24 protein-coding genes are annotated in these 24,967 nt (G+C 70.6%); 9 read left to right on the forward strand and 15 right to left on the reverse strand.

Annotated elements, in window-relative coordinates:
• Window positions 1-30 precede the first annotated feature (30 nt).
• From HJG45_RS16900 to HJG45_RS16915, 4 genes are all read right to left on the reverse strand, one after another.
• Window positions 31-732, reverse strand: coding sequence for an NrsF family protein (locus HJG45_RS16900; protein WP_171613281.1), 702 nt, complete (start codon window positions 730-732; stop codon window positions 31-33).
• A 65-nt stretch (window positions 733-797) separates the two neighbouring features.
• On the reverse strand, window positions 798-1,355 hold the full coding sequence (locus HJG45_RS16905; protein WP_171613282.1) for a sigma-70 family RNA polymerase sigma factor: 558 nt from the start codon (window positions 1,353-1,355) through the stop codon (window positions 798-800).
• 8 nt (window positions 1,356-1,363) lie between these two features.
• On the reverse strand, window positions 1,364-2,764 hold the full coding sequence (locus tag HJG45_RS16910; RefSeq protein ID WP_171613283.1) for an amidase: 1,401 nt from the start codon (window positions 2,762-2,764) through the stop codon (window positions 1,364-1,366).
• Window positions 2,761-2,979 (reverse strand): hypothetical protein, encoded by a 219-nt coding sequence (locus HJG45_RS16915; protein ID WP_171613284.1) that lies wholly within the window; start codon window positions 2,977-2,979, stop codon window positions 2,761-2,763. Before HJG45_RS16915 ends, HJG45_RS16910 begins: the two co-directional genes overlap by 4 nt.
• Window positions 2,980-3,201: 222 nt before the next feature.
• Here HJG45_RS16915 and HJG45_RS16920 point away from each other — a divergent pair, with 222 nt between their 5' ends.
• The 5 genes from HJG45_RS16920 (at window position 3,202) to HJG45_RS16940 (ending at window position 9,219) form a co-directional block, all read left to right on the forward strand.
• Window positions 3,202-4,827, forward strand: coding sequence for a thiamine pyrophosphate-requiring protein (locus HJG45_RS16920; RefSeq protein ID WP_171613285.1), 1,626 nt, complete (start codon window positions 3,202-3,204; stop codon window positions 4,825-4,827).
• 70 nt (window positions 4,828-4,897) lie between these two features.
• Window positions 4,898-5,947, forward strand: a complete 1,050-nt coding sequence (locus HJG45_RS16925) for an ABC transporter ATP-binding protein (RefSeq protein ID WP_171613286.1) — start codon at window positions 4,898-4,900, stop codon at window positions 5,945-5,947.
• Window positions 5,948-5,981: 34 nt separating this feature from the next.
• A complete protein-coding gene (locus HJG45_RS16930) occupies window positions 5,982-7,304 on the forward strand; it encodes an ABC transporter substrate-binding protein (RefSeq protein ID WP_171613287.1) in 1,323 nt (440 codons plus the stop codon).
• Window positions 7,305-7,361: 57 nt separating this feature from the next.
• Window positions 7,362-8,318, forward strand: a complete 957-nt coding sequence (locus tag HJG45_RS16935; protein WP_171613288.1) for a carbohydrate ABC transporter permease — start codon at window positions 7,362-7,364, stop codon at window positions 8,316-8,318.
• Entirely contained in the window at window positions 8,311-9,219 is a 909-nt protein-coding gene (locus HJG45_RS16940; protein ID WP_171613289.1) for a carbohydrate ABC transporter permease, read from the forward strand. The genes HJG45_RS16935 and HJG45_RS16940 overlap by 8 nt, the downstream gene beginning before the upstream one ends.
• 30 nt (window positions 9,220-9,249) lie before the next feature.
• Here the strand turns inward: HJG45_RS16940 and HJG45_RS16945 are convergent, their stop codons facing one another.
• Window positions 9,250-10,011 (reverse strand): SDR family oxidoreductase, encoded by a 762-nt coding sequence (locus HJG45_RS16945; RefSeq protein WP_171613290.1) that lies wholly within the window; start codon window positions 10,009-10,011, stop codon window positions 9,250-9,252.
• Between the two features lie 130 nt (window positions 10,012-10,141).
• On the opposite strand from HJG45_RS16945, the gene HJG45_RS16950 reads away from it, so the two are divergent.
• From HJG45_RS16950 to HJG45_RS16960, 3 genes are all read left to right on the forward strand, one after another.
• Complete coding sequence (locus tag HJG45_RS16950; protein WP_171613291.1) at window positions 10,142-11,314, forward strand: mandelate racemase/muconate lactonizing enzyme family protein; 1,173 nt, start codon at window positions 10,142-10,144, stop codon at window positions 11,312-11,314.
• Between the two features lie 31 nt (window positions 11,315-11,345).
• Window positions 11,346-12,389, forward strand: coding sequence for a C-terminal binding protein (locus HJG45_RS16955; protein WP_171613292.1), 1,044 nt, complete (start codon window positions 11,346-11,348; stop codon window positions 12,387-12,389).
• 99 nt (window positions 12,390-12,488) lie between these two features.
• Window positions 12,489-13,241: an SDR family oxidoreductase gene (locus HJG45_RS16960; protein WP_171613293.1), complete on the forward strand. Its 753-nt coding sequence runs from the start codon at window positions 12,489-12,491 to the stop codon at window positions 13,239-13,241.
• Window positions 13,242-13,339: 98 nt separating this feature from the next.
• On the opposite strand, the gene HJG45_RS16965 is transcribed toward HJG45_RS16960, so the two are convergent.
• The 5 genes from HJG45_RS16965 to HJG45_RS16985 form a co-directional block, all read right to left on the reverse strand.
• Window positions 13,340-13,744 (reverse strand): four-helix bundle copper-binding protein, encoded by a 405-nt coding sequence (locus HJG45_RS16965; RefSeq protein WP_171613294.1) that lies wholly within the window; start codon window positions 13,742-13,744, stop codon window positions 13,340-13,342.
• Window positions 13,745-13,810: 66 nt separating this feature from the next.
• Window positions 13,811-14,977, reverse strand: coding sequence for a pyridoxal phosphate-dependent aminotransferase (locus tag HJG45_RS16970; RefSeq protein WP_171613295.1), 1,167 nt, complete (start codon window positions 14,975-14,977; stop codon window positions 13,811-13,813).
• A 58-nt stretch (window positions 14,978-15,035) separates the two neighbouring features.
• Window positions 15,036-15,836 carry a crotonase/enoyl-CoA hydratase family protein gene (locus HJG45_RS16975; protein WP_171613296.1) on the reverse strand — a complete coding sequence of 267 codons (801 nt, stop codon included), beginning with the start codon at window positions 15,834-15,836 and terminating at the stop codon, window positions 15,036-15,038.
• A gap of 29 nt (window positions 15,837-15,865) precedes the next feature.
• Window positions 15,866-16,861, reverse strand: a complete 996-nt coding sequence (locus HJG45_RS16980; RefSeq protein WP_171613297.1) for an acyl-CoA dehydrogenase — start codon at window positions 16,859-16,861, stop codon at window positions 15,866-15,868.
• A gap of 2 nt (window positions 16,862-16,863) precedes the next feature.
• On the reverse strand, window positions 16,864-18,003 hold the full coding sequence (locus tag HJG45_RS16985) for an acyl-CoA dehydrogenase family protein (RefSeq protein ID WP_171613298.1): 1,140 nt from the start codon (window positions 18,001-18,003) through the stop codon (window positions 16,864-16,866).
• Between the two features lie 112 nt (window positions 18,004-18,115).
• On the opposite strand from HJG45_RS16985, the gene HJG45_RS16990 reads away from it, so the two are divergent.
• The gene (locus tag HJG45_RS16990) at window positions 18,116-19,252 is read left to right on the forward strand and encodes a 2-methylaconitate cis-trans isomerase PrpF family protein (protein WP_171613299.1); all 1,137 of its coding nucleotides are present in this window, start codon (window positions 18,116-18,118) and stop codon (window positions 19,250-19,252) included.
• 21 nt (window positions 19,253-19,273) lie between these two features.
• Here HJG45_RS16990 and HJG45_RS16995 read toward each other — a convergent pair whose 3' ends face one another.
• The 5 genes from HJG45_RS16995 to HJG45_RS17015 form a co-directional block, all read right to left on the reverse strand.
• Window positions 19,274-19,687, reverse strand: a complete 414-nt coding sequence (locus HJG45_RS16995; RefSeq protein WP_171613300.1) for a type II toxin-antitoxin system VapC family toxin — start codon at window positions 19,685-19,687, stop codon at window positions 19,274-19,276.
• A gap of 8 nt (window positions 19,688-19,695) precedes the next feature.
• Window positions 19,696-19,941 carry a FitA-like ribbon-helix-helix domain-containing protein gene (locus tag HJG45_RS17000; protein WP_171613301.1) on the reverse strand — a complete coding sequence of 82 codons (246 nt, stop codon included), beginning with the start codon at window positions 19,939-19,941 and terminating at the stop codon, window positions 19,696-19,698.
• Window positions 19,942-20,035: 94 nt separating this feature from the next.
• Window positions 20,036-20,296 (reverse strand): hypothetical protein, encoded by a 261-nt coding sequence (locus tag HJG45_RS17005; RefSeq protein ID WP_171613302.1) that lies wholly within the window; start codon window positions 20,294-20,296, stop codon window positions 20,036-20,038.
• Window positions 20,297-20,431: 135 nt separating this feature from the next.
• Window positions 20,432-23,938, reverse strand: a complete 3,507-nt coding sequence (gene metH / locus HJG45_RS17010; RefSeq protein ID WP_171613303.1) for a methionine synthase — start codon at window positions 23,936-23,938, stop codon at window positions 20,432-20,434.
• Between the two features lie 33 nt (window positions 23,939-23,971).
• The gene (locus HJG45_RS17015; RefSeq protein WP_171613304.1) at window positions 23,972-24,922 is read right to left on the reverse strand and encodes a metalloregulator ArsR/SmtB family transcription factor; all 951 of its coding nucleotides are present in this window, start codon (window positions 24,920-24,922) and stop codon (window positions 23,972-23,974) included.
• Window positions 24,923-24,967: the final 45 nt, after the last annotated feature.

A 24,967-nucleotide genomic window follows, 5' to 3' on the forward strand; every position in this document is an offset into this window, starting at 1 on the left:
GCCCATTGCGCCGGCTTGCGGCCGGGCGCCTCAGCCGGCCCGGTGGCCCGGCTGTTCCAGGGGCGGCGCCAGCAGCGGCCGGCCGAGCGCCCAGCCCAGCCCCATCAGCGCCAGGACCGCCGCGCCGTGCCAGACCAGCACCATGAGCATGGCATCGAGATGGTGCACCAGCGACAGCCCGGCCGAGCAGAGCGCCGCCGCCGCGAGCCCGCCCAGCAGCAGCACCGGCTGCGGCCGCACCGGGCCGGCATGGCGCAGCAGCAGCAGCATCGCCGCGGTGAGCGGCGTGCCGAGGACCAGGATGAATTTCAGGCAGCCCCAGCTCGGCCCCAACGCCCAGGCGGCGGGGCCGAGGCGCGCGACATCGGCCAGGCAGCCCCAGCCGAGGCTGGCCAGCCAGAGGGCGAGCGGCGGCAAGGGCAGCAGCGCCCAGCGGCCGGACCGCTCTGGCCGCGCCAGCATCGCCGCCGCCAGCGCCGCGGCGATGCCCGTCGCCACCGAGGCGAGGAACTGCGCCCGCTCGCCCGGCTCGGCCATGGCATGGCCGAGATCGTGCCGCACCCCGAAACCGGCGACCGCCAGCGCGATCACCAGCCCCGCCAGCAGCAGCCAGAGCAGCGCCAGCAGAACCGGCGAGGGCAGGCGCCGGACCGGCCGCAGCCCGGCCGCCAGCTCCGCGATGAGGCGCTCGCTCGACCCCGGCGGCCCGCCGCCGGCCTGCGGTACCCCCATCCGCGGCACCCCCAGGGGACGGCGCCGGGACGGGCCCTGTCCCCCCGGCGCCCCCGTCTTCGCCGTCATTCCCGCTCCCCCGAACCCAGGCGTCGGCGCAGCGCCCGGACGGCGCGATGCGTCGCCACCTTCAGCGCCCCGACGCTCATGCCCGACCGGGCGCTGGCCTCGGCGAGCGGCAGATCCTCGAGCTTGGCCAGGCCGAGCGCGGTGCGCTGGGCCGGCGGCAGCTCGGCGACCGCGGCCCGCAACTCGGCCGAGGCGACCCGTGCCTCCCCCTGATTCGCCAGAGGCGCGGCCAAGGTTTCGCCGCCCGCCTCGATCGGCACCTCCCGCCCCTGCCGCCGGCCGCTCCGCCGCAGGCGGTCGATCGCCCGCCGCTCGCAGATCGCCACCAGCCAGGGGCGGATTGGCCGGGTCGGATCATAGGCGTGGCGGAGCTGGTGGATCGTCAGCAGCGCGTCCTGCACCGCATCCTCCGCCTCGGCCGGATCGCGGATGCGGCGGCGGGCGGTGTTGCGGAGCAGCGGCAGCGCGGCGCGAAGGAGGGTGTCGTAGGCCCGCGCGTCGCCGGCCTGCGCCGCCGCCATCCAGGCCTCCCATTCCCCTTCCGTCGCCGCCATGCCCGCCGCTAGCCGAGCAAGGCGGGCCGCCGCGCCCGCCAGCCATGCGCCGTCTCATAGGCATGGCCGGCGCGCAGCAGCATGGGCTCGGCGAAGGGCTTGCCGACCAGTTGCAGGGCCAGCGGCAGGCCGCCCGCGCCGAAGCCGGCGCAGACCGAGAGCGCCGGCCAGCCGGTGACGTTGAAGGGCGTGGTGAAATTGGGCTTGTCGAGGAAAGCCCAGGGCGACACGGCGTCGATCCGCGCCGCCTCGCCCGGCTGCGCGGCGGTGAGCAGCAGGTCGACCTCCGCCGTCGCCGCCTCGGTCGCCGCGATCAGCGCCCGCCGCGTCTTCTGCGCCGCCAGATAATCGGCCGCTGTCAGCAGGCCGCCGAGCGCCAGCCGATCGCGCAGGATCGCGCCGAACTGGTCCGGCTCACGGCGCATCACCGCCTCATGGATGGAGAAGGCCTCGGCGAGCATGATGACCCAGGCGCAGGCATTGAACGCGTCGAGTCCCGGCAGCGTCACCTCCCGCACCTCCGCGCCCTCCCGACGGAAGAAGTCGGCGGCGCCCTCGATGCCTACAAGAGTCGCGGCGTCCACGGGATGGTCGCGCTCGTGGAAGTGACGCACCAGCCCGATGCGCAGCCCGCGCACGCCCTGGCCGAGCCCGGCGCGGAAATCCGGCACCGGCCGGTCGGCGCTCGCCGGATCGACCGGGTCGTATCCCGCCATGGCCTGCAGCAGGATGGCGCAGTCCTCGACCGTCCAGGCCATCGGCCCGGTATGGTCGAGGGATTGCGACAGCGGCAGCACCCCGGCGCGGGAGCAGCGCCCATAGGTCGGCTTGATGCCGGCGATGCCGCAGAGCGAGGCCGGCAGGCGGATCGAGCCGGCGGTGTCCGAGCCGGTGCCGCCGAGCACCAGGCCGGCGGCGACGGCCGCGCCGGTGCCGGAGGAGGAGCCGCCGGTGAAATGCTCCGGGTTCCAGGGATTGCGCGCCGGCGGCCAGGGCAGGTCGAAGCTCGGGCCGCCAAGGGCGAATTCATGCGTCGCCAGCTTGCCGAGCATGACGATGCCGGCCTCGGCCAGATTGCGCACCGTGGTCGCGTCCTCGCGCGGCACGGAGCCCTGGAGGACGCGCGAATGCCCGGTCGTCGGCAGGCCGGCGGTGCCGTAGATGTCCTTGTGCGCGAAGGGGATGCCGTCGAGCGGGCCGCGCGGCCCGTCCCGCGCGATGCGCGTCTCGGCCGCCCGCGCCGCGGCGCGGGCGCCCTCCGCATCGAGATGGATGAAGGCGTGCAGCGTGCCGTCGAGCCGCTCGACGCGCCCAAGGCAGGCCTCGGTCAGCTCGACCGGCGAGAGGCGCCGGGCCGCGATCGCCGCGGCGGCCTCGGCGATGGTCGGGATCGGCGTGGCGGCGCTCACCGGCCCTCCTCCGCCGCGAAGGTGGTGGCCGGTTCGGCCAGCATGCCTTCCAATGTCGCCTCCATCGTCGCGGGCGCCGCGCCGCGAATCTGGCGCAGCATCTCGGCGAAGCGCGGCCAGACGTCCTGCAGCGCGGCGCATTGCGCCGGCGTCAGCGGCATGCCGGCGCGCGCGACCAGCGCCGCGAAGGCCTCCTCGGATATGGTCTGCGACATCGATCCCCCTCCATCCGGCATTGATGCAGCGCAGTATGGGCCGATCCTGTCCGGCGGGAAGGCGACAAGCGGGGCGTTCCAGGGGGGCCGGTTGCGCGGTTCGCGCCGGCAAGGCTAGGCTTGCGGCGGAAACGGAAGCGGACCGGAATGCCGGCCGCAGGCGTCGGGCATGCGTGCCGCGGGCGTCGGGCCGGAATGGCCCGGAGCGGGAGGACGAGAGCCATGAAGCTGGGCGAAGCGATCGCCGAGATCATGAAGCGCGAGGGCGTCGAGATCCTCTGCGGCTATCCGGTGAACCACCTGATCGAATTCGCCGCCGCGCGCGACATCCGGCCGGTCATGGTCCGGCAGGAGCGCATCGGCCTGCACATGGCGGACGCGATCAGCCGCGTCACCTCGGGCCGCAAGATCGGCGCCTTCTGCATGCAGCATGGGCCGGGCAGCGAGAACGCCTATGGCGGCGTCGCCCAGGCCTATGGCGAGAGCGTGCCGGTGCTGGTGGTGCCGCAGGGCTATCCGCGGCGCATCGCGCATATCGACCCGAACTACAACTCGTCGGAGGCGATGCGCCATGTGGTGAAATCGGCCGAGCCGGTGGTGCTGGCGGCCGAGATCTCCAACATCATGCGCCGCGCCTTCACCCGGCTGCGCAACGGCCGCGGCGGGCCGGTGCTGGTGGAGGTGCCGACCGATCTCTGGAACGAGGAGGTCGGGGAGATCGACTACGCGCCCGTGATGGCGACGCGCTACGGCCCCGAGGCCGCGGAGGTGAAGCGGGCGGCGAAGATGCTGGCCGAGGCGAAGCGGCCGGTGATCTATGCCGGCACCGGCGTCCACTGGGCGCAGGCCTGGGGACAGCTGGCGAAGCTTTCCGAGCTGCTGGCCGCGCCGGTCTGCACCAGCCTCGGCGGCAAGTCGGCCTTCAACGAGGAGCATCCGCTCTCCCTCGGCGCCGCCGGCGTCGCCATGGGCAAGCACATGCGGGTCTTCCTCGACAAGGCGGACCTCATCATCGGCATCGGCTGCTCCTTTACCGAGACCAATTTCGGCCCGAAGATGCCGAAGGGGCCGAAATTCATCCAGGCCACGCTCGACCCGATGCACCTGAACAAGGACGTCAAGGTCGATCTCGGCCTCATCGGCGACGCGGCGCTGACCATGGATGCGCTGCTTTCCGAGCTCGCCAGCCTGGTCAAATCGCCGCGCGACCCGGCGCCGGTCGCGGCCGAGATCCAGTCGATCAAGGAGCCCTGGCTCGCCGAGTGGATGCCGAAGCTCACCTGCAAGGACGCGCCGCTCAACCCCTATCGCGTGCTCTGGGACCTGCAGCACACGGTGGACAAGGACAACGTCATCATCACCCATGATGCCGGCAGCCCGCGCGACCAGATCTCGCCCTTCTGGCAGTCGACCACCCCCCTCTCCTATCTCGGCTGGGGCAAGACGACGCAGCTCGGCTACGGGCTCGGCCTCGCCATGGGGGCGAAGCTGGCAGCGCCGGAGAAGCTCTGCATCAATGTCTGGGGCGATGCCGCGATCGGCTTCACGGGCATGGATTTCGAGACGGCGGTGCGCGAGCGCATCCCGATCATGTCCGTGCTGCTGAACAACTTCTCCATGGCGATCGAGCTGAAGGTCATGCCGGTCAGCACCGAGAAGTACCGCAGCACCGACATCTCCGGCGACTATGCCGCGATGGCGCGGGCCTTCGGCGGGCATGGCGAGCGGGTGACCGATCCGTCCGAGATCGTGCCCGCGATCCGGCGCGGGATCGAGAAGACGCAGCAGGGCATCCCGGTGCTGCTCGAGTTCATCACCTCGAAGGAGACCGCCGTCTCCCGCCTCTGATCCAGGGCGGGACGGCGCAAGAACGGGACAAGCGGGCGGCCGGTGAGCACGCCCGCGGACGGGAGGCAGCATGGCGTCGGTTGCGATCAGGAATGTCCGCAAGGCCTTCGGGCCGGTCGAGGTGCTGCACGGCGTCAGCGTCGATATCGCCGATGGCGAGTTCGTCGTCCTCGTCGGCCCCTCGGGCTGCGGCAAGTCGACGCTGCTGCGCATGCTGGCCGGGCTCGAGAATATCACCTCGGGCGAGATCGCCATCGGCGGCCGCGTCGTGAACAACGTGCCGCCGAAGGACCGGGACATCGCCATGGTGTTCCAGAACTACGCGCTCTACCCGCATATGACGGTACGGCAGAACATGGCCTTCTCGATGAAGCTGGCCAAGGCGCCGAAGGAGGCGATGGAGGCGGAGGTGCGGCGCGCCGCCGGCATCCTCGGCCTCGAGCCCTTCCTCGACCGCTTCCCGCGCCAGCTCTCGGGCGGCCAGCGCCAGCGCGTGGCCATGGGCCGCGCCATCGTGCGACATCCGCAGGTCTTCCTGTTCGACGAGCCGCTGTCGAACCTCGACGCCAAGCTCCGGGTGCAGATGCGCGCCGAGATCAAGGAGCTGCACCAGCGCCTGAAGGTGACGACCGTCTACGTCACCCACGACCAGATCGAGGCCATGACCATGGCCGACAAGATCGTCGTCATGCATGGCGGGCATGTTGAGCAGGTCGGCCCGCCGCTCGAGCTCTACGACCGGCCGGCCAATCTCTTCGTCGCCGGCTTCATCGGCAGCCCGGCGATGAACCTGGTGAAGGGGCGCCCCGGCAGCGGCGGCTTCGAGGCGGAGGGCGGCGGCGTGCTGCCGCTGCCGGCGGGAGCCGACGGCAAGGCCAGCGTCTACGGCATCCGCCCGGAGCATCTCCGGCTCGACCCCAAGGGGCTGCAGGCCAAGGTGCAGCTCGTCGAACCGACGGGCTCCGAGACCCAGGTGCTGCTGCGGCTCGGCGACACGCCGCTGACCGGCGCCTTCCGCGAGCGGATCACGGCCAGTCCCGGCGACACCATCGGCATCGCGCCGGAGATGGGGCTGGTGCATCTCTTCGAGAGCGATACGGGACGGCGCCTCAGCGCCTGAGACACGAACCACAAGAACGGGAGAACGGGACGGGATGCACATCATCAGGCGGCGCACCGCCCTCGGGCTCGGCGCCGGCGCGCTGGCCGCGGCGATGGCACGCGAATCGGCAGCGCAGATTCCAGTGGCCGACGCCACGCTGAAGCTGCCGATCGAAAGCGGCGCCTCGCTGCGCATCCTGCGGCCGGCCCGCTTCGTCGAGCCCGACGAGGTGCTGTTCCGCGAGAACACCCAGAAATTCCAGCAGCAGACCGGCGTGCAGGTGCGCGTCGACTTCGTCGGCTGGGAGGATATCCGCGCCCAGACCGCGGTCACGGCCAATACCGGCAGCGGGCCCGATGTGGTGCTCGGCTGGGCCGAGGATCCGCATATCTTCGTCGACAAGCTGGTCGAACTCTCGGATGTCGCCGAGTATCTCGGCAAGCGCTATGGCGGCTGGAAGTTCCTCGGCGAGAAATTCGGCAAGAAGAACGGCGCCAACGACTGGATCGGCATTCCCTTCGGCGGCACCGCCGGCCCGATCGTCTACCGCGAGAGCGCGGTGAGGGAGGCCGGCTACGACACGATCCCGAACGAGCATGACAAGTACCTCGACCTCTGCCGCAAGCTGAAGGCGGCAAACAAGCCGGCCGGCTTCACCCTGGGCAATGCGGTCGGCGACGGCAACGGCTATGCCAACTGGCTGGTCTGGTCGCATGGCGGCTACCTGGTGGACGAGCAGGGCAAGGTCGCGATCAACAGCAAGCAAACCATCGAGGCGCTGAAATACGCGGCCGAGCTGCAGAAGACCTTCCCGCCCGGCACGCTCTCCTGGAGCGACGTCTCGAACAACCGCGCCTATTCGGCGCAGGAATGCTTCCTGACGGCGAATGGCGTCTCGCTTTACTTCTCGCTGAAGAACGACCCGGCGACGGCGGCGATCGCGGCGGACACCAATCACGCGCCGCTGCCCGCCGGCCTGGTCGGCTCCGCCCCGCAATCGGCGCTGACCATCAACGCGATGCTGTTCAAGCACAGCCGTTACCCGAACGCCGCCAAATCCTACCTCGCCTTCATGATGGAGCGCGAGCAGTACGATCCCTGGCTGCAGAAATGCCTCGGCTACTGGGCGCATCCGCTGAATGCCTATGACAAGAGCCCGGTCTGGGATTCCGATCCGAAGCTGGCGATCTTCCGCAACAGCATGAACAACCGCTTCTGGAATGGCTGGAAGGGGCCGATCAACCAGGCCGCGGCCTCGGCCACGGCGGAATACGTGATGGTGCAGATGTGCGCCGCCGTCGCCTCCGGCCAGTCGACGCCCGAGGCGGCGGCGCGCGAGGCCGAGCGCCGGGCAAGGCGCTACTACCGCAGCTGAAGCGAGGCAGCGCCGCCGGGTCTGCCGGCGGCGCGGGATGCAGGGAGGAGAGCGCCCATGTCCGTGACGGCGAGCGCGGCCTGGAAGAATGTGCGGCAGGAACCGGGCTGGCTGACCCGGTTCTTCGACTGGAAGCCCTTCCTGGTCTTCATCTGCATGCTGCCCGCGGTGGGGCTGCTGCTGGTCTTCCTCACCTATCCGCTCGGGCTCGGCATCTGGCTGGCCTTCACCGACACCATGATCGGCCGCGGCGGCGAATGGGTGGGGCTCGAGAACTTCCTGTATCTGTGGGAGGATCCGGTCTTCTGGACCGCGGTCTTCTACAGCGTCTTCTACACGGCGGTGGCGACGGTCGGGAAATTCGCCCTCGGCCTCTGGCTCGCCCTGCTGCTGAACGAGCACCTGCCCTTCAAGAGCCTGCTGCGCGCGATCGTGCTGCTGCCCTGGATCACGCCCACGGTGCTCTCGGCCATCGCCTTCTGGTGGATCTACGATCCGCAGTTCAGCATCGTCTCCTATATCCTCGTCGATGTGCTGCACCTGCGGGATACGTATATCGACTTCCTCGGCTCCACCTGGCCGGCCCGCTGGTCATTGATCGCGGCCAATGTCTGGCGCGGCATCCCCTTCGTCGCGATCTGCCTGCTCGCCGGGCTGCAGACCATCTCGCCGAGCCTCTACGAGGCGGCGCTGCTCGACGGCGCCACGCCCTGGCAGCGCTTCACCCAGATCACGGTGCCGCTGCTCATGCCGATCCTGGCAATCGTCATGACCTTCTCGATCATCTTCACCTTCACCGACTTCCAGCTCGTCTACGCGATCACCCGCGGCGGGCCGGTGAACTCGACGCATCTGATGGCGACGCTCGCCTTCCAGCGCGGCATCCCGGGCGGGCAGCTGGCGGAGGGCGCGGCGATCGCGGTCTCGATGATCCCGTTCCTGATCTTCGCCACGCTCTTCACCTATTTCGGCATGGCGCGGCGCAAGTGGCAGCAGGGGGAAGGCAATGACTGAGGCCAGCACCGCAACCGCGGACGGGCCGGAGGCCCGCGCCGCCCTCGCCCCGGAAGTGATGACCTGGGACAGCCGGGCGCGCCGCGTGGTGACGCTCTATGTCCCGCTCGCCTGCTTCGTCCTCATCCTGCTGTTCCCCTTCTATTGGATGGCGGTGACGGCCTTCAAGCCGAATGCCGAGCTCTACGACTACAAGACCTACAACCCGTTCTGGATCGCCAGCCCGACCCTCGATCACATCCGCCACCTGCTCTTCAACACGAGCTATCCGCGCTGGCTCTGGACGACGATGCTGGTGGCGATCGCCTCCACGGCGCTCTCGCTGTTTGCCAGCGTGCTCGCCGCCTATGCCATCCAGCGTCTGCGCTTCCGCGGCAGCCAGTATGTCGGCCTGGCCATCTACCTGGCCTATCTCGTGCCGCCCTCCATCCTCTTCATCCCGCTGGCGACGATGGTCTTCCGCCTGGGCCTGTTCGACACGCCCTTCGCGCTGATCCTCACCTATCCGACCTTCCTGGTGCCCTTCTGCACCTGGCTGCTGATCGGCTACTTCAAGTCGATCCCCTACGAGCTCGAGGAATGCGCGCTGATCGACGGCGCGACGCGGCTGCAGATCCTGCGGCAGATCACCCTGCCTCTCGCCGTGCCGGGGCTGATCTCGGCCGGCATTTTCAGCTTCACCCTGTCCTGGAACGAGTTCATCTACGCCCTCGCCTTCATCCAGAGCAGCGAGAGCAAGACGGTCCCCGTCGCCATCCTGACCGAACTGGTCTCGGGCGATGTCTACCAGTGGGGCGCGCTGATGGCCGGCAGCCTGCTCGGCTCGCTGCCGGTCGCGATCTTCTATTCCTTCTTCGTCGACTACTACGTCTCCTCCCTCACCGGCGCGGTGAAGGAATAGCGGGGGCCGCGGCCCTCGCCTTCCCGCCCGTCACAGCTTGCGCTGGAGCCCGGAGACGTAGCCGCGGTTCCAGGTGGGCGTCAGCCAGACCTCGTTCATCGTCACGCCCTCCGGCAGGGTGGCGACGTAGAGGATGAGGTCGGCGCATTGCTCCGGCTGCAGCATCCGGTCGAGCTCCTCCTGGCTCAGCGGGTTCGGCCGCTTCTTCAGGATCTCGGTATTCACCTCGCCTGGGCAGAAGGCGGTGCTGCGGATGTTGTTGACGCATTCCTCCATGTTGAGGCTGTGGCTCATCGCCACCACGCCGTGCTTGGCGGCGTTGTAGCCGGAGCCGCTCATCACCCCGACATTGCGCCCGGCCATGCTGGCGGTGTGGATCATCACCCCGCCCCCCTGCTCGCGCATGATCGGCAGCACCGCCCGCGCCACGTAGAAGGCCGAGCTGAGGTTGCCCTGGATGAGCTGGTCGATCCCCTCGGGGCTCAGCCGCTTCCAGTCCCGCTCCACCACGTTCAGCCCGGCATTGCTCACCAGCACGTCGAGCCGCTTGAGCGTCGCGCCGATCCAGTCCGCGACGCGCTGCACCTCGGCCGCGCGCATCAGGTCGGCCGGCTGCACATGCGCCGTGCCGCCCTGGCCGCGGATGCGCTCCGCCACCGCCTCCAGCCGGTCCTGCCGGCGCCCGGTGAGCACCACCACCGCGCCCTCGGCGCCGAAGCGCTCGGCCACCGCCTCGCCGATGCCGCTCCCCGCGCCCGTCACCCAGGCGATCTTGCCATCCAGCTTGCCCATCGCATCCTCCTCCACGATGCCGCGACGCTACCCCGCCGGAGCGGCTTGTGGATAGGCGGCCGGCATGGTTCGATCCGGCACGGCGCGGCACCGCGCCGCAAGGATGTTCGGGAGAGGAACGGAGACCGCGATGAAGATCGCCCGGCTGGAGACCCTGCGCGCCGATGCCGGCTGGCGGATCTTCTCCTTCCTCAAGGTCACGACCGATGACGGGCTCATCGGCTGGTCGGAATACAGCGAGAGCTTCGGCTCCGCCGGCCTCTCCTCCGTCATCGAGAGTCTGGCGCCGCTGGTCATCGGCCGCGATCCCACCCGGTGGGAGGAGGTCACGGCCTGGCTGCAGGTGATGACGCGGCAATCCCGCGGCGGGCTGAACCAGCAGGCGATCGCCGCCATCGAGAACGCGCTACTCGACATCGCGGCGCGGGCGCGCGGCATCTCCGTCGCCGCCCTTTTCGGCGGGCCAATCCGCACGCAAATCCCGGTCTACTGGTCGCATTTCGCCAGCTACCGGGTACGAAACGCGGCCCATATGGGCGTTCCCGTCATCCGCAGCCGCGCCGATGTCGCCCGCCACGCGGCCGAGGTGAAGGATCGCGGCTTCCGCGCGCTGAAGACCAACATCCTGGTCCCCGGGCCGGATGGCGCGCTGTTCCAATATTCCCCGGGCTTCGGCCGGCATGCCGGTTGGCCGGAGCTGAACTGGGACAACCGGCTGCTGGCCGAGCTAAAGGCGCATCTGCGCAGCATCCGGGACGCGGTGGGGCCGGAGATGGGCATCCATCTCGACACCAATTTCCATTTCCGCACCGAGGGCTTCCAGCGCGTCGCCGAGGCTGTGGCGCCCTATGACCTCACCTGGCTCGAGATCGACAGCCACGACCCGGCGGCGCTCGCCACGATCAAGCGCATGGCGCCCTGCCCCGTCGCCTCCTGCGAGACGCTGCATGGCCGGCGGGAATTCCGCCCCTTCCTCGAACAGTACGCGATGGATGTCGGCATCGTCGACGTCATCTGGAACGGGCTTGGCGAGAGCATGAAGATCGCCTCCTTCTGCGACGTCTACGAGGTCAACTGCGCGCCGCATAATTTCTACGGCAATCTCTGCACCGCCATCAGCGCCACCTTCTCCGCCTGCATCCCGAATTTCCGGGTTATGGAGATCGATATCGACAGCGTCGCCTGGCGCGACGAGTTCACCTCCGCGCCGCGGATCGAGGATGGCGCGCTGGTCCTGTCGGAAGGGCCGGGCTGGGGCGTCGAGGTCAACGAGGCCGCGATCCGGGCGCGGCCCGTGACATAGCACCCGGGAGAGAGAGGGAGAGAGGAGCCGCATGGCCAGGTTCAGGATCGTCACCCCCGCCGGGGCCAGCTTCACCGTCGCCGGCGGCGGCTACGCGCTGGAGAGCGAGGCGCTGGCGGAGATCGATGCCGAGATCGTCGAGGCGCCCACTGACACCGCCGGCTTCATCGCCGTGGCGAAGGAGGCGGATGCGATCTATGCCAAGGGCATCCCGATCACCAAGGAGATCATCGACAGCCTGACGAAGTGCCGCATCATCGCCCTTGGCTCCGTCGGCGTCGACAGCGTCGATGTGAAAGCGGCGACCGCACGCGGCATCCCCGTCACCAACGTGCCCGACACCTTCATCGAGGAGGTGGCGGACCATGCCATGACCCTGCTGCTCGCCGGCTTCCGCCGGCTGATCGAGCAGGACCGCATGGTGCGCGAAGGCCGCTGGAAGGAAGGCCGCCCGGCACTGCTGAAGATCCCGCGCCTGATGGGCCAGACGCTCGGCTTCATCTCCTTCGGCCGCGTCGCCCGCGCCGTCGCCCGCCGCGCCGCGCCCTTCGGCCTGCGCATGATGGCCTATGACCCCTTCGTCGAGGAGCTGCAGATCGCGGAATACGGGGTCCAGCCGGCGACGCTCTCCGAGGTGCTGTCGCAATCCGACTTCGTCAGCATGCACGCCCCAGCGCGGCCGGAGGTGCATCACATGCTGAAGGAGCAGCATTTCCGCGAGATGAAGCCCTCGGCCATCTTCGTCAACACCGGCCGCGGCCCGACGGTCGATGAGAGCGCGCTGATCAAGGCGCTGCAGGAGGGCTGGATCGCGCATGCCGCGCTCGACGTGCTCGAGACCGAGCCGCCGAGCCACAATAATCCCCTGCTGCGCATGGAGAACGTCACCCTCACCGCGCATGTCGCCAGCGCCTCGGCGCGCTTCGACGAGGCGCGCAAGCGCCGCGTCGGACATGAGCTCGCCCTCGTGCTCCAGGACAAGTGGCCGATGAGCTGCGTCAACCCCGCGGTGCTGCAGACCACCAAGCTGCGCCGCTGGCAGCCGATCGGCATGGGGCGCGGGCCGAACAGCTAGCCAACCCAGCGCCGCATCCCGGCCCCGGCCCTGGCGGCGGGCCGGGCCACGCCCTTATTCTCGCCGTGCCTTGCCTTCCCCGGTCCAGGAGAGACCCCGATGTCCACGAAACATGCCGTCGTCACCGGCGCCGGGTCCGGCGTCGGCCGCGCCGCCGCCCTTGCTTTGCTCGGGGGCGGCTGGTCGGTCGCCCTGGCCGGCCGCCGCAAGGATGCGCTGGAGGAGACCATCGGCCTTGCCGGCGAGGCGAAGTCGCGCGCCCTCGCCATCCCCACCGATGTCGGCGACCCGAAGGCGGTGAACGCCCTCTTCGATCGCATCAAGTCGGAATGGAACCGGCTCGACTTCCTGTTCAACAATGCCGGCGGCAACGTCCCGGCCGGGCCGATCGAGGATCTGGCCTATGAGGACTGGGCGCGGGTGGTGCAGGTCAACCTCACCGGCTCCTTCCTCTGCGCCCAGGCCGCCTTCCGCCTGATGAAGCACCAGACGCCGCAGGGAGGCCGCATCGTCAACAACGGCTCGATCTCGGCGCATGTGCCGCGGCCGGACAGCGTCGCCTACACCTCCACCAAGCATGCCATCACCGGTCTGACCAAGACGCTGGCGCTGGATGGCCGGCCCTTCGACATCGTCTCCGGCCAGATCGACATCGGCAATGCGGCGACGCCAATGACCGCCCGGATGCAGAAGGGCGTCAAGCAGGCCAATGGCGAGATGAAGGTGGAGCCGGTCTTCGACGTGGCGCATGTCGGCAGCACCATTCTGATGATGGCGAACCTGCCGCTGGATGCGAACATCCAGTTCGTCACCATCACCGCGTCCAAGATGCCCTGGATCGCCCGCGGCTGACCTACCCTCCCCGTGGCGCGTGGCGCCACGGGGGTTGCATCACGGCCGCCGCAGCGCCTGCGCCAGCCGTCCTCTCCTCGCCGCCGCTTGCCGTCCTGTCACGGCATCACGTCGAGCAATTCCTGGCAGGCCACCGCGCAGGCGCGGCAGGATTCGGCGCAGATCCGGCAATGCGCATGCATGTCGGCATGCTTGCCGCATTCGGCGGCGCAAGCCTCGCAGGCGGCGATGCAGGCCTGCAAGGTCGCCGCCATGCTGGCCTTGTTCGGCTTCGTCAGCCGGCCGACCATCCGGGCCGTGGCGCCGCAGAGATCGGCGCAGTCCAAATCGAGCCGGATGCAGGTGACCATCTCGGCGACATTGGACTCGGACAGGCAGGCATCGGCGCAGCTGGTGCAGACCGCGCCGCAATCGAGACAACTCGCGATGCAGCGCTCGATCACCGGCTGCGCGGACGGGTGGTGCGGCTGGCTTTGCAGCATCGCCTGCAGATGTTGGGTCATCGACACTCTCCGGGACTGCCCCTGTCAACGCGGCCGGGCGCAGCGGGCTCCGTGGCAGCCGCCTCCTCAGCGCCGGCGGAACCAGTCGGTCACGCGCTCCAGCGCCCGCGCCAGCGTCGCTTCCTGCTGCGCGAAGCAGAGGCGGAAATGCCCCTCCCCGCCCGGCCCGAAGGCCGAGCCGGGGGCGAGGCCGACCCGCGCGCCGCGGCTCATCCGCTTCGCCTCGGCGAGGCTATCGGTCAGCCCCTCGACGCGGAAGAAGCTGTACATGCCGCCCGAGGCGACCGGCGCGGCGATCCCCGGCACCGTCGCCAGCGCCGCCGCCGTGCGGTCCCGCAGCCGGCGGAACAACGCCGCATTCTCGGCGATGAAGCCGTCGCCGCCATCGAGCGCGGCGATGCCGGCGCGCTGGACGAAGACCGGGGCGCAGGAGGTGTTGTACTCGACGATCTTCGCCAGCCCCTGCATCAGCGCCGGCGGCGCCACCAGCCAGCCCAGCCGCCAGCCGGTCATGGCCCAGGATTTCGAGAAGCTGTTGACGCCGATGACGCGATCCTCGGGCGTGGCGATCTCGAGGAAGGAGGGCGCCGCCGGGCCGTCGTAATAGAGCCGCTCATAGACCTCGTCGGCGAGGATCCAGGTGCCGGTGCGGCGGCAGTGATCGAGCACCGCCCGCTGCTCCTCGGCGGTGAAGGCGAAGCCGGTCGGGTTGCCCGGCGAGTTCAGCAGGGCGAGCCGCGTCTCCGGCGTGATGGCGGCGAGCAGCCGGTCGAGATCGACCCGCCACAGCCCCTGCGAGAGCTCGAGCGGCACCGTCTCCACCGGCGCCGAGAGGATCAGCGGGATGGCGCCGATATTCGGCCAGTGCGGCGCCAGCGTCACCACCCGGTCGCCCGGGTCGAGCACCGACTGGCAGGCGAGCATGATGGCGTTGACGCCGGCGCTGGTGGCGGCGATGCGGTCCGCCGTCACCGGCCTGCCGTTGCGCTGCAAGTAGCGGGCGATGGCCTCGCGCAGCGGCTCGATGCCGAGGTTGTGGGAGTAGAAGGTCTCCCCGGCGGCGAGGGAGTCCGCCGCGGCGCGCCTGATGAAGTCTGGCGTCGGGATGTCCGGCTCCCCGACCCAGAGCGGGATCAGGTCGGGGATGCCGGCGCCGTCATTGTAGACCTCGCGGATCCTGGAGCTTTCGAGCGCGGCGACGGCGCCGCGCGCCTCGGTCGGGGCATGCATCATCCGGGGGCTATCGCATCGGGAGCGGCCGCCCCGCAAGCGGCCGCCGCCTGCCTCCCCCTCAGCGCCCGGTGAAGCGCGGCTCCCGCTTCTCCAGCATGGCCGAGACCGCCTCCTTGTGGTCCTCGGTGCTGTGCGCCAGGGCCTGGTAGGCGGCCGAGATCTCCAGCAGGCTGGACAGCCGCATATGCTGGCCCTCGCGCAGCAGCCGCTTGGTCATCCGCACCATCTCCGGCGGGTTGGCCGCGATGCGCGCGGCCAGCGCGCGGGCCGCCGGCATCAGCTCCTCCGGCGGCACGACGCGCGAGACGAGGCGGATCTCCTTCGCCGTCGCGGCGTCGATCTGGTCGCCGGTGAAGCTCAGCTCACAGGCCATGGACATGCCGACCACCCGCGGCAGCAGCCAGGCGCCGCCATCGCCGGGGACGATGCCGACCTTGATGAAGCTCTCGGCGAAGCGCGCCTTCTCGGAGGCGATGCGGATGTCGCACATGCAGGCGACGTCGAGGCCGAGGCCGATGGCTGGGCCGTTCACCGCGGCGATGGTCGGCGCGTCGCACTCGTAGAGGGCATTCGCCATGGCCTGCACGCCGCGGCGGTAATTCTCCCGCAGATCGGCATGGCTGCCCTCGATGATGCCCTTGCGGTCGCGCATCGCCTTCAGGTCGCCGCCGGCGCAGAAGGCGGTGCCGGCGCCGGTGAGGATGACGGCGCGCACGCTGCGGTCGCGGTTCACCCGCCGCACAGCCTCCACCACCGCGTCGCAATCCGCGAAGGTGGAGATGGCGTTGCGCTTCTCGGGCGCGTTCAGCGTCAGGGTGACGACGTGGTCGCTCTCTTCGTAGGTGACGTAGTCGGACATGCCTGGTCGTTCCGTCTGTGGGATCGGGGTCAGCGCGCGGTGAGGTCGGGCCAGAGCGCCGCGCCGCCGCGCTCGAGCGCCGCCTGGCCGAGCCGCCGGGCCCAGACCCGCTCCGCGCCGCAGCCGTCGCGCCATTCCCAGAGGCGGCGGGTGAAGAGGTGCAGCGCGTGCTCATCGGTGAAGCCGATGGCGGCATGCACCTGATGCGCGATGGCCGCGACCGTGCCGGCCGCCTCGCCCGCCACCACCTTGGCCGAGGCGATCTCGAAGGCCGCGCCGGCGAGGCCGTACCGGTCCGCGGCGCGGCCGGCATGGGAGGCGGCGACGGCAACCGCCGCCACCTCGCCGGCGGCACGCGCCAGGAGTTGCTGCACCGCCTGGAAGCCGCCGATCGGCCGGCCGAATTGCTTGCGGGTGTTGGCGTAGTCGACCGTCATGTCGAGCACCGCCTCCAGCGCCCCGGCGATCCGCGCCGCGTTCAGCAGCGCCCCGGCGAGCAGGTCCGCCTCCGGGCCGAAGCGCTCCGGCAGCCGCCCCTCATCGGCCGGCACGCCGGGCGCGACGCGGTCGGCCGGCTCGCGGCTGGTCGGCGCCAGGCCCTGGCGCGTCGCCGGTCCCGGCTGCAGCAGCACCGCGCCGCCCGAGACCATCACCACCGCCGCCGCCCGGCGACCCCAAGGCACCGGCGCGCCGGCGACCGCAAGGCCAAGCGGCCCCGGGCGCGGCGCGATGCCGCCGGCCGCCAGCAGCGCCGCGGCGACCATGCTCTCACCGAGCGGGATCGGCGCGCCATGCCGCCCCAGCACGTGCCAGATCGCCACCACATCGCCCCAGCCGAGACCAGCGCCGCCCTTCTCCTCGGGCGCCAGCGCGGTCGGCAGGCCGAGCGCCTCGGCCTCGGCCCAGAGCGCCTCGGGCCACACCCCGCGCTCGTTCGCGCGCAGCGTGTCGGGGCCGGCGCGGTCGGTCAGCAGGCGCTCCACCTGGTCGAGCAGGATGGCGCGGAGATCGTCGGTTTCGCTCATGGTCAGCGCAGCCCCAGCTGGCGGGCGATGATGCCGCGCAGGATCTCGCGGGTGCCGCCGCGGAGCGAGTAGCTGCGGGCGACCATGGTCATGAGGCGCTGCATCTCCAGCACCTCCTCCGGCGTGCGGCCGGGCTGCATGAGCTCGCGCAGCGTCTCCGGCAGCACCTGCTCGTAGTCGTTGCCGGCATCCTTCACCAGCGCCGCCTCGCGCGCCGGCGTCTTGCCGTCCTGCAACATGCCGGCCACGGCGAGCGACATCTGCCGCAGCGTCCCGGCCCGCGCCAGCAGCCGCCCCACCGTCTCGGGCGCCGCCGGCTCGGCGCGCAGGTCATCCAGCGCCGCCGTCAGCAGCGGCAGCGAGGAGAGGTAGCGCTCCGGCCCGGCGCGCTCGAAGGCGAGCTCGGCCGTCGCCTGCTCCCAGCCATTGCCCTCCTTGCCGACCAGCAGGCTGTCGGGGACGAAGACGTCGTCGAAGGTGATCTCATTGAACCCCTCCTCGCCCAGCAGGTCGAGGATCGGCCGGATGGTGATGCCGGAGCTGCGGCAATCGACCAGGAACTGGCTCAGCCCCTGATGCTTCTGCTTCGGGTCCGGCGCCGGCGCGGTGCGCAGCAGGGCGATCATGAAGTCGCATTTGTGCGCGTTGGTGGTCCAGACCTTGCGGCCGTTGATCTTCCAGCCACCCGGCACCTTCTCGGCCCGCGTGCGCAGGCTGGCGAGGTCGGAGCCGCTGTCGGGCTCGGACAGGCCGATGGCGAAGGCCAGCTCGCCGGAGACGATGCGCGGCAGGAATTCCCGCCGCTGCTCCTCGGTGCCGAGGCGAAGGATGAGCGGGCCGGATTGCCGGTCGCCGATCCAGTGGGCGCCGACCGGGGCGCCGACGGCCAGCATCTCCTCCAGCACCACGTAGCGCTCGAGCGCCGTGCGCTCGCCGCCGCCATAGGCCTTCGGCCAGGTCATGCCGATCCAGCCGCGCTTGCCCACCTCGCGCGAGAAATCGCGGTCGAAGCCCATCCAGGAATAGGCGCGCACCCGCGGCGACCAGGCGCGCCCGGCCTCGGCGAGAAAGCCGCGCAGCTCGGCGCGCAACGCCTCCGCCTCCGGCGGGATGTCCCGCAACTCGAAGCGCAAGCCCGCCATATGCGTCCCCTCCGGCTTATCGGCCCCCTTCCTCGCCCATTCCGCCCCGCCGCGCCACCCCCCCTCTCGACAGGCCGGCCGGCCAGGGCTTTCCTCGCCCCGGAGACCCAGAATGACCCAGCGCTTCCTCCCCGCCGTCTTCATGCGCGGGGGCTCCTCCAAGGGCGTCTTCTTCCTGGCCCGCGACCTGCCCGCCGACCGCGCGGCGATCGACCCGATCCTGCTCGGCGTGCTCGGCAGCCCCGACCCCTATGGCCGGCAGCTCGACGGCATGGGCGGCGGCATCTCCTCCCTCTCCAAGGCCGTCATCATCGGCCCGCCGAGCCATCCGGAGGCGGATATCGACTACACCTTCGCCCAGGTCGCGGTGGACCGGCCGGCGGTGGACTGGAAGGGCAATTGCGGCAACCTCTCCGCCGCCGTCGGCCCCTTCGCGGTGGATGCGGGGCTGGTGCGGGCCGCGGAGGGCGAGACGCTGGTCCGCATCCACCAGGTGAACACGCGGAAGCTCATCCATGCCCGCTTCCCGGTGCGGGAGGGCCGCGCCGAGACGCGCGGCGATTTCGCCATCGCCGGCGTCGCCGGGACCGGCGCGCGCATCCGCCTCGACTTCCTCTCGCCCGGCGGCTCGCAATGCGCCGGGCTGCTGCCGACCGGCCGCGCGGTGGACGTGCTGGATGTCCCGGGCCTCGGGCCGCTCCGCGCCAGCCTGGTCGATGCCGCCAATCCGGCGGTCTTCGTCGATGCCCGCGACCTCGGCCTCATCGGCGCGGAATCCCCCGATGCCATCGAGGCGGATGCGGCGCTGATGGCGCGGCTCGACCGCATCCGCCGCATCGCCGGCGTCGCCATGGGCCTCGCCGCGACGGAGGCGGAGGTCAGCCTCGCCAATCCGCGCGTCGCGCTCGTCGCCGGGCCGCTGGCGGCGCGCGCGCTGGACGGCGCGGTGCTCGACCCCGCGGCGCATGACGTGACCATCCGCATGCTGTCGATGGAGCGGCCGCACCGCGCGGTGCCGATGACCGGCGCCATGGGCCTCGCCGTCGCCTGCCGCATCGAGGGCAGCATCCCGCATGCGCTGGCGCGCCGCGGCGCGCGGCCAGAGGAGATCCGCGTCGCGCATCCCTCCGGCATGCTGACGGTCGGCGCCGAGGTGCGGCAGGCCGCCGAGGGCTGGGTGGCCGACAGCGCGGTGGTGTTCCGCACCGCGCGGCGGCTGATGCAGGGCGAGGTGGCGGTGCCGGGATAGGAAAGGCGCCGGGGCGGGCCCTCACCCCGCCTCCGGCATATCCCCGATCCAGCGCAGCAGCGGCCGCAGCGCCGCATCGGTAACCTTTCGCAGCAGCCGGGCATCGGCCGTCACGAAGGGAATGTCGAGATCACGGGCCAGGGCGAGGTAGAGGGCGTCATAGACCGTGACGCCGTTCCCGACCGCGATCGCGAAGGCGCTCGGCATGAGGGAGGCGATCGGCACGGCCTGGATCGGCGCGCGCAGCAGGAGGTCCAGCCGCGCCTCGGCCTCCGCCACCGTCAGGTCGCCGAATTGCTGCTTCGACCACAGGACATTGACCGCCTCGGCCTGCCAGTGATCAGGGGCGTAGAGCGCCTCAAGGTCCAGCAGGGCCGCCGCCGCCTCGGAATGCGCTTCCGCCACCACCCATTTGGCGGCGACGGAGGCATCCACGACAACCCTCAAGGCGCCGAGCCGCGGTTCCGGTCACGATCCGCCCGCAGCAGATCGGCGCTGTCGGTGCGCTGCTGGGGCGATTGGGCGCGCAGCCGCGCCGCGACATCGGCGAAGCTCTCCATCTCCGGGCCGAGCACTTGCTCCAGGATCGCCCGGTGCTCCGCCTCCACCGAGCGGCCTGCCCGGGCCGCGCGTTGCCGCAGCGTCCGGATGATCCGCTCGTCCAGGCCCCGGACCAGAAGCTGTCCCATCGCCCGCCTCCTGATATCAGATGATGATATCAGTGGGCGGGCAGTAGCGGCAAGCGCCGATGGTGGCGGCCGTGCTCTCGGTACGGCCGTCCCATCACCGCCAGTGCCCCGGTACCCAATAGCCGTAGCGGTCGAGATGCGGCGGCACCCAGACGGGGCGCCAGACGGGGGGGTGGACCGGCGCCGGCACCACCAACAGGGGCGGCGGCAACCGCACCGGCCGCGGCACCACCCGGGCCGGGCCGGGATGCCAGCCGCCCCGGCCCCACCACGCCCGGGCCGGGCTGGGCGCGAGCAGCGGCAGGACGAGCAGCGTGGTGGCCAGCAGGGCGGATCGCAGGGTGAAGCGGGTCATGACAGCCTTCTTCAGCTATCCCCCGCTTCCTGCACGCGCCGGCCTTGCCCCATCCTGGCCAGCTCATGAAAGCCGGGCCCTGCCGCAGTCACGCGGTGACACAGGCTGCGTCATGCGCCGCGGCCGCCGGCCCCATCACACGGAAAAATACTTCGCCCGCGGATGATGCAGCACGATGGCGCTGGTGCTCTGCTCCGGGTGGAGCTGCCATTCGTCGCTGATCGAGACGCCGATCCGCTCCGCCCCCAGCAGCCGCAGCAGCGGCACCTGGTCCTCCAGCCGCGGGCAGGCCGGATAGCCGAAGGAGTACCGGCCGCCGCGATAACCCTGCTGCAGCATCTTCTCCATGTCGCGGTCGTCGGAATCGGAGAAGCCCCATTCGGCGCGGATGCGCTTGTGGGTGTATTCCGCCATCGCCTCCGCCATCTCGACCGAGAGGCCGTGCAGGTAGAGATAGTCCTGGTAGCGGTTGTCCTCGAACCACTCCCGCGCCATGTCGCTGGCCTTCTGGCCGACGGTGACCACCTGCAGGCCGATGACGTCGCGCGCCAGCGGCCCGTCCTCGATGTCGCGGACGAAATCGGCGATGCACTCGCCATCCTGCTTCGGCTGGCGCGGCAGGGTGAAGCGGCAGGCCTCGGTCGTGCCATCCGGCTCGAACAGCACCAGGTCGTTGCCCTGGCCGGCGCATTTCCAATAGCCGTAGATCGCCTGCGGGCGGAGGATCCGCTGCTCCTCGGTCAGCGCCAGCATGCGGCGCAGCACCGGCCGCAGCTCCTGCTTCGCCCAGCCGAGGAAATCCTCGAGGCTGCGACCCTGCTTCCGGAAGCCCCACTGGAATTGGTAGAGGCTGCGCTCGTTGATGAAGGGGACGATGGCCTTCGGCGCCGCCTCGATCACCCGCGCGCCCCAGAAGGGCGGGTCCGGCACCGGCTCGCCGGCGACGACCCGGCGGCGCCGCTCCTGCGCGTAGTTGACATCGACCGGCGCGAAGCCGCGCGGATCCGCCTGGCCGAGGGTGCGGCTCTCGTTGCGCGCCTTGCCCTTGCGCTTCTGCTGGATGGCGGCGAGGTAGTCGTCGAAGCCGTTGCCCGTCACCTTGTCCATCAGGTGCAGCCCGTCGAAGGCGTCGCGGGCATAGGCGACGCGCCCAGTCGTCTCGCCGCCGGCATAGGCGCGGACGCAATCCTCCTCGACGTAATTGCGGGTCAGCGCGGCGCCGCCCAGCAGCACCGGCACGTCGAGGCCGATGCGGCTCATCTCCTCGAGATTCTCGCGCATCACCACGGTCGACTTCACCAGCAGCCCGGACATGCCGATGGCATGCGCCCGATGCTCCTTCACCGCCGCCACCATGTCGGCGAGCGGCACCTTGATGCCGAGATTGATGACTCGGTAGCCGTTGTTGGTGAGGATGATGTCGACCAGGTTCTTGCCGATGTCGTGCACGTCGCCCTTCACCGTGGCGAGGACGATGGTGCCCTTCTCCTGTCCCTCCGCCTTCTCCATGAAGGGCTCGAGATAGGCGACGGCAGCCTTCATCGTCTCGGCGCTCTGCAGCACGAAGGGAAGCTGCATCTTGCCCGCGCCGAACAGCTCGCCCACCACCTTCATGCCGTCGAGCAGGATGGTGTTGATGATGTCGAGCGGCGCGATGCCCTTGTCGAGCGCGTCCTGCAGCTCCTCGTTCAGCCCCTTGCGGTCGCCATCGACGATGCGGTCCTTGAGGCGGCCCTCCACCGTCTCGGCCTTCACCTTCTTGGCGGCATCCGCCGCCTTGCGGCCGGCGAACATCTCCAGCAGCCTCTGCAGCGGGTCGTAGCCCTCGGCGCGGCGGTCGAAGATCAGGTCCTCGGCGACCTTCACCTCCTCCGGCGGGATGGCGTGCAGCGGCTTGATCTTGGAGACGTGCACGATGGCGCCCGTCATGCCCGCCTTCACGGCATGGTCGAGGAAGACGCTGTTCAGCACGTGCCGCGCCGCCGGGTTCAGGCCGAAGCTGATATTGGACAGGCCGAGGATGATCTGGATGTCCGGGAATTCCTCCCGGATCATGCGGATGCCCTCGAGCGTCCAGAGGCCGAGCTTGCGGTCGTCCTCGTTGCCGGTCGCGATGGTGAAGGTCAACGGGTCGATCAGCAGGTCGCTCTGCGGCAGGCCGTGCCGGGTGCAGGCGAAGTCGACCAGGCGGCGCGCGATGCGCAGCTTGTCCTCGGCGGTCTTCGCCATGCCCACCTCGTCGATGGTGAGCGCGATGACCGCGGCGCCGAACTTCTTCGCCAGCCGCATGCGGTCGGTGGCATGGCCCTCGCCGTCCTCGAAATTGATCGAGTTGATGATCGGCTTGCCGCCATGCAGCTTCAGCGCCGCCTCGATCACCGGCGTCTCGGTGGAGTCGATCACCAGCGGCGCGTTGACGCTGCCGGTGAAGCGGCGGACCACCTCGTTCATCTCGACCATCTCGTCGCGGCCGACGAAGGCGGTGCAGATATCGAGGGAATTGGACCCCTCGCCCACCTGCTCGCGGCCCATGGCGACGCAGCCATCCCAGTCATGCGCCGCCTGCCGCTCGCGCCAGGCCTTGGAGCCGTTGGCGTTGCAGCGCTCGCCGATGGAGAAATAGGCATTCTCCTGCCGCAGCGCGGTCGCGCCGTAGAGCGAGGCGACGGAGGGCACCCAGTGATGCGTACGGGCGGCCGGGGCCGGGCGCCAGGGGGCATGCTTCCGCAGCATGGCGTCGAGCGCGGCGATATGCGGGGTCGAGGTGCCGCAGCAGCCGCCGATCAGGTTCACCCCGTCCTCGCGGACGAAGCGCTCCATCCAGCTCGCCATCTCCTCGGCGCCGAGGGGATAGTGGGTCTTGCCGTCGACCAGCTCGGGCAGGCCGGCATTGGGCTGCACGCTGATCAGGCCCGGCCAGTTCTGGCTGAGCCAACGCACATGCTCAGCCATCTCCTGCGGCCCGGTCGCGCAATTGAGGCCGATCAGCGGCACGTCGAGGGCATGCACCACCGTCGAGGCCGCGGCGATGTCGGGGCCGACCAGCAGCGTGCCGGTGGTCTCGACCGTGACCTGGACGAAGATCGGGATGTCGGCGCCGCTCGCCAGGATCGCCGCCTTGGCGGCGTTGACGGCCGCCTTGATGTAGAGCGTGTCCTGGTTGGTCTCGGTCAGCAGCGCATCGACGCCGCCGGCGATCAGGCCGCGGCACTGCTCCTCCAGCGCCGCCTGCAGCCGGTCGTATTCGATATGGCCGAGCGAGGGCAGCTTGGTGCCGGGGCCGATATCGCCGATCACCCAGCGGTCGCGGCCATCGGCAAAGCTCTCCGCCGCCTCGCGCGCCAGCTCGCCGGCGATGCGGTTGATGGCGAAGGCCTCGCCCTCCAGATCGAACTCGCCGAGCGTGACCGGGCTGCCGCCGAAGCTGTTGGTCAGCACCATGTCGGCACCGGCCGCGTAATAGCCGCGATGGATCTCCCGTACCAGATCGGGGCGGGAGAGGTTCAGCACCTCGGTGCAGTTCTCCTTGCCGCGATAGTCCCGGTCGATATCGAGGGTGAGCGCCTGCACGCGGCTGCCCATGCCGCCGTCGCAGAGCAGCACGCGGTCGCGGAGGGCATCGAGCAGATGGGGACGGGCCATGAGGGGGCGTTCCGCGAGATCAGAAGGTCGAGATCAGAAGGTCAGGGCAGGCTGGGCGGGCACGGCGCCGGCGACGCGGCGGGCGGACCAGAGGCGGACGGCGATCGGGCCCGAAATCTCGGTCGAGGCCGGGGCGACGCAGCCGGCGCCGCCGAGCCATTGCGCCATCTCGTCATCGTCGAAGCCGAGCCAGCGATGCGCGTGGTCGGTGGCGAGCTCCACCTTGCCATGCGGGCCGAGATCGAGGACGAGCATCAGCCCGTCCGGCCGCAGCACCCGCGCCGCCTCGGCCAGCGCCGCCCCGGGATCCTCGGCATAGTGCAGGACCATCTGCAGGGTGACGAGGTCGAAGCAGGCATCCGGCAGGGGCAGGCGGTACATGTCGGCCTGGCGCACCGCGCAATGCGGGCCGAGGCCGCGCTCGGTCAGCCGCGCCCGGGCCAGGGCCAGCATGTCGCGGCTGGCATCGACGCCGAGGGCGCTGTCGGCGCGGCCGGCGAGCAGTTCCAGCAGCCGGCCGGTGCCGGTGCCGATATCGAGCACCCGGCCAGGCCGGTCCGGCAGGGCGGCGAGCAGTGCCGCCTCGATCGCCTCGGCGGGCAGGCCGAGGGCGCGCACCTCATCCCAGTCGGCGCCGTGGCGGCGGAAGCTGTCGGAGGCGGCGCGGGCGCGCTCGGCGGCCAGCCGCGCCGCCTGCCGCCGGTCGGCGGCGAGCTGCGGATCCTCCTCCGGCAGCCGCGCGAGGAGCTGGTGCACGAGATTGGCGCCGGGCGGCACCTGGAAATAGGCGTTGGCGCCCTCCGGGATGCGCTCCAGCAGCCCGGCCTCGACCAGCAGCCGGAGATGCCGCGACAGCCGCGGCTGCGATTGGCCGAGCACCTCGCACAGATCGGTCACGCAAAAAGCCCCGCGCGCGCAGAGCGCCAGCAACCGGAGCCGCGTCGGCTCCGCAGCGGCGCGCAGCTGGGCCAGAAATTTTTCCATGGTCTGACATATGGCATAAAGATATCCTTATGTCCAGCCAAGGAC

The organism is Roseicella sp. DB1501, from assembly GCF_013112485.1.
Taxonomy (GTDB): domain Bacteria; phylum Pseudomonadota; class Alphaproteobacteria; order Acetobacterales; family Acetobacteraceae; genus Paracraurococcus.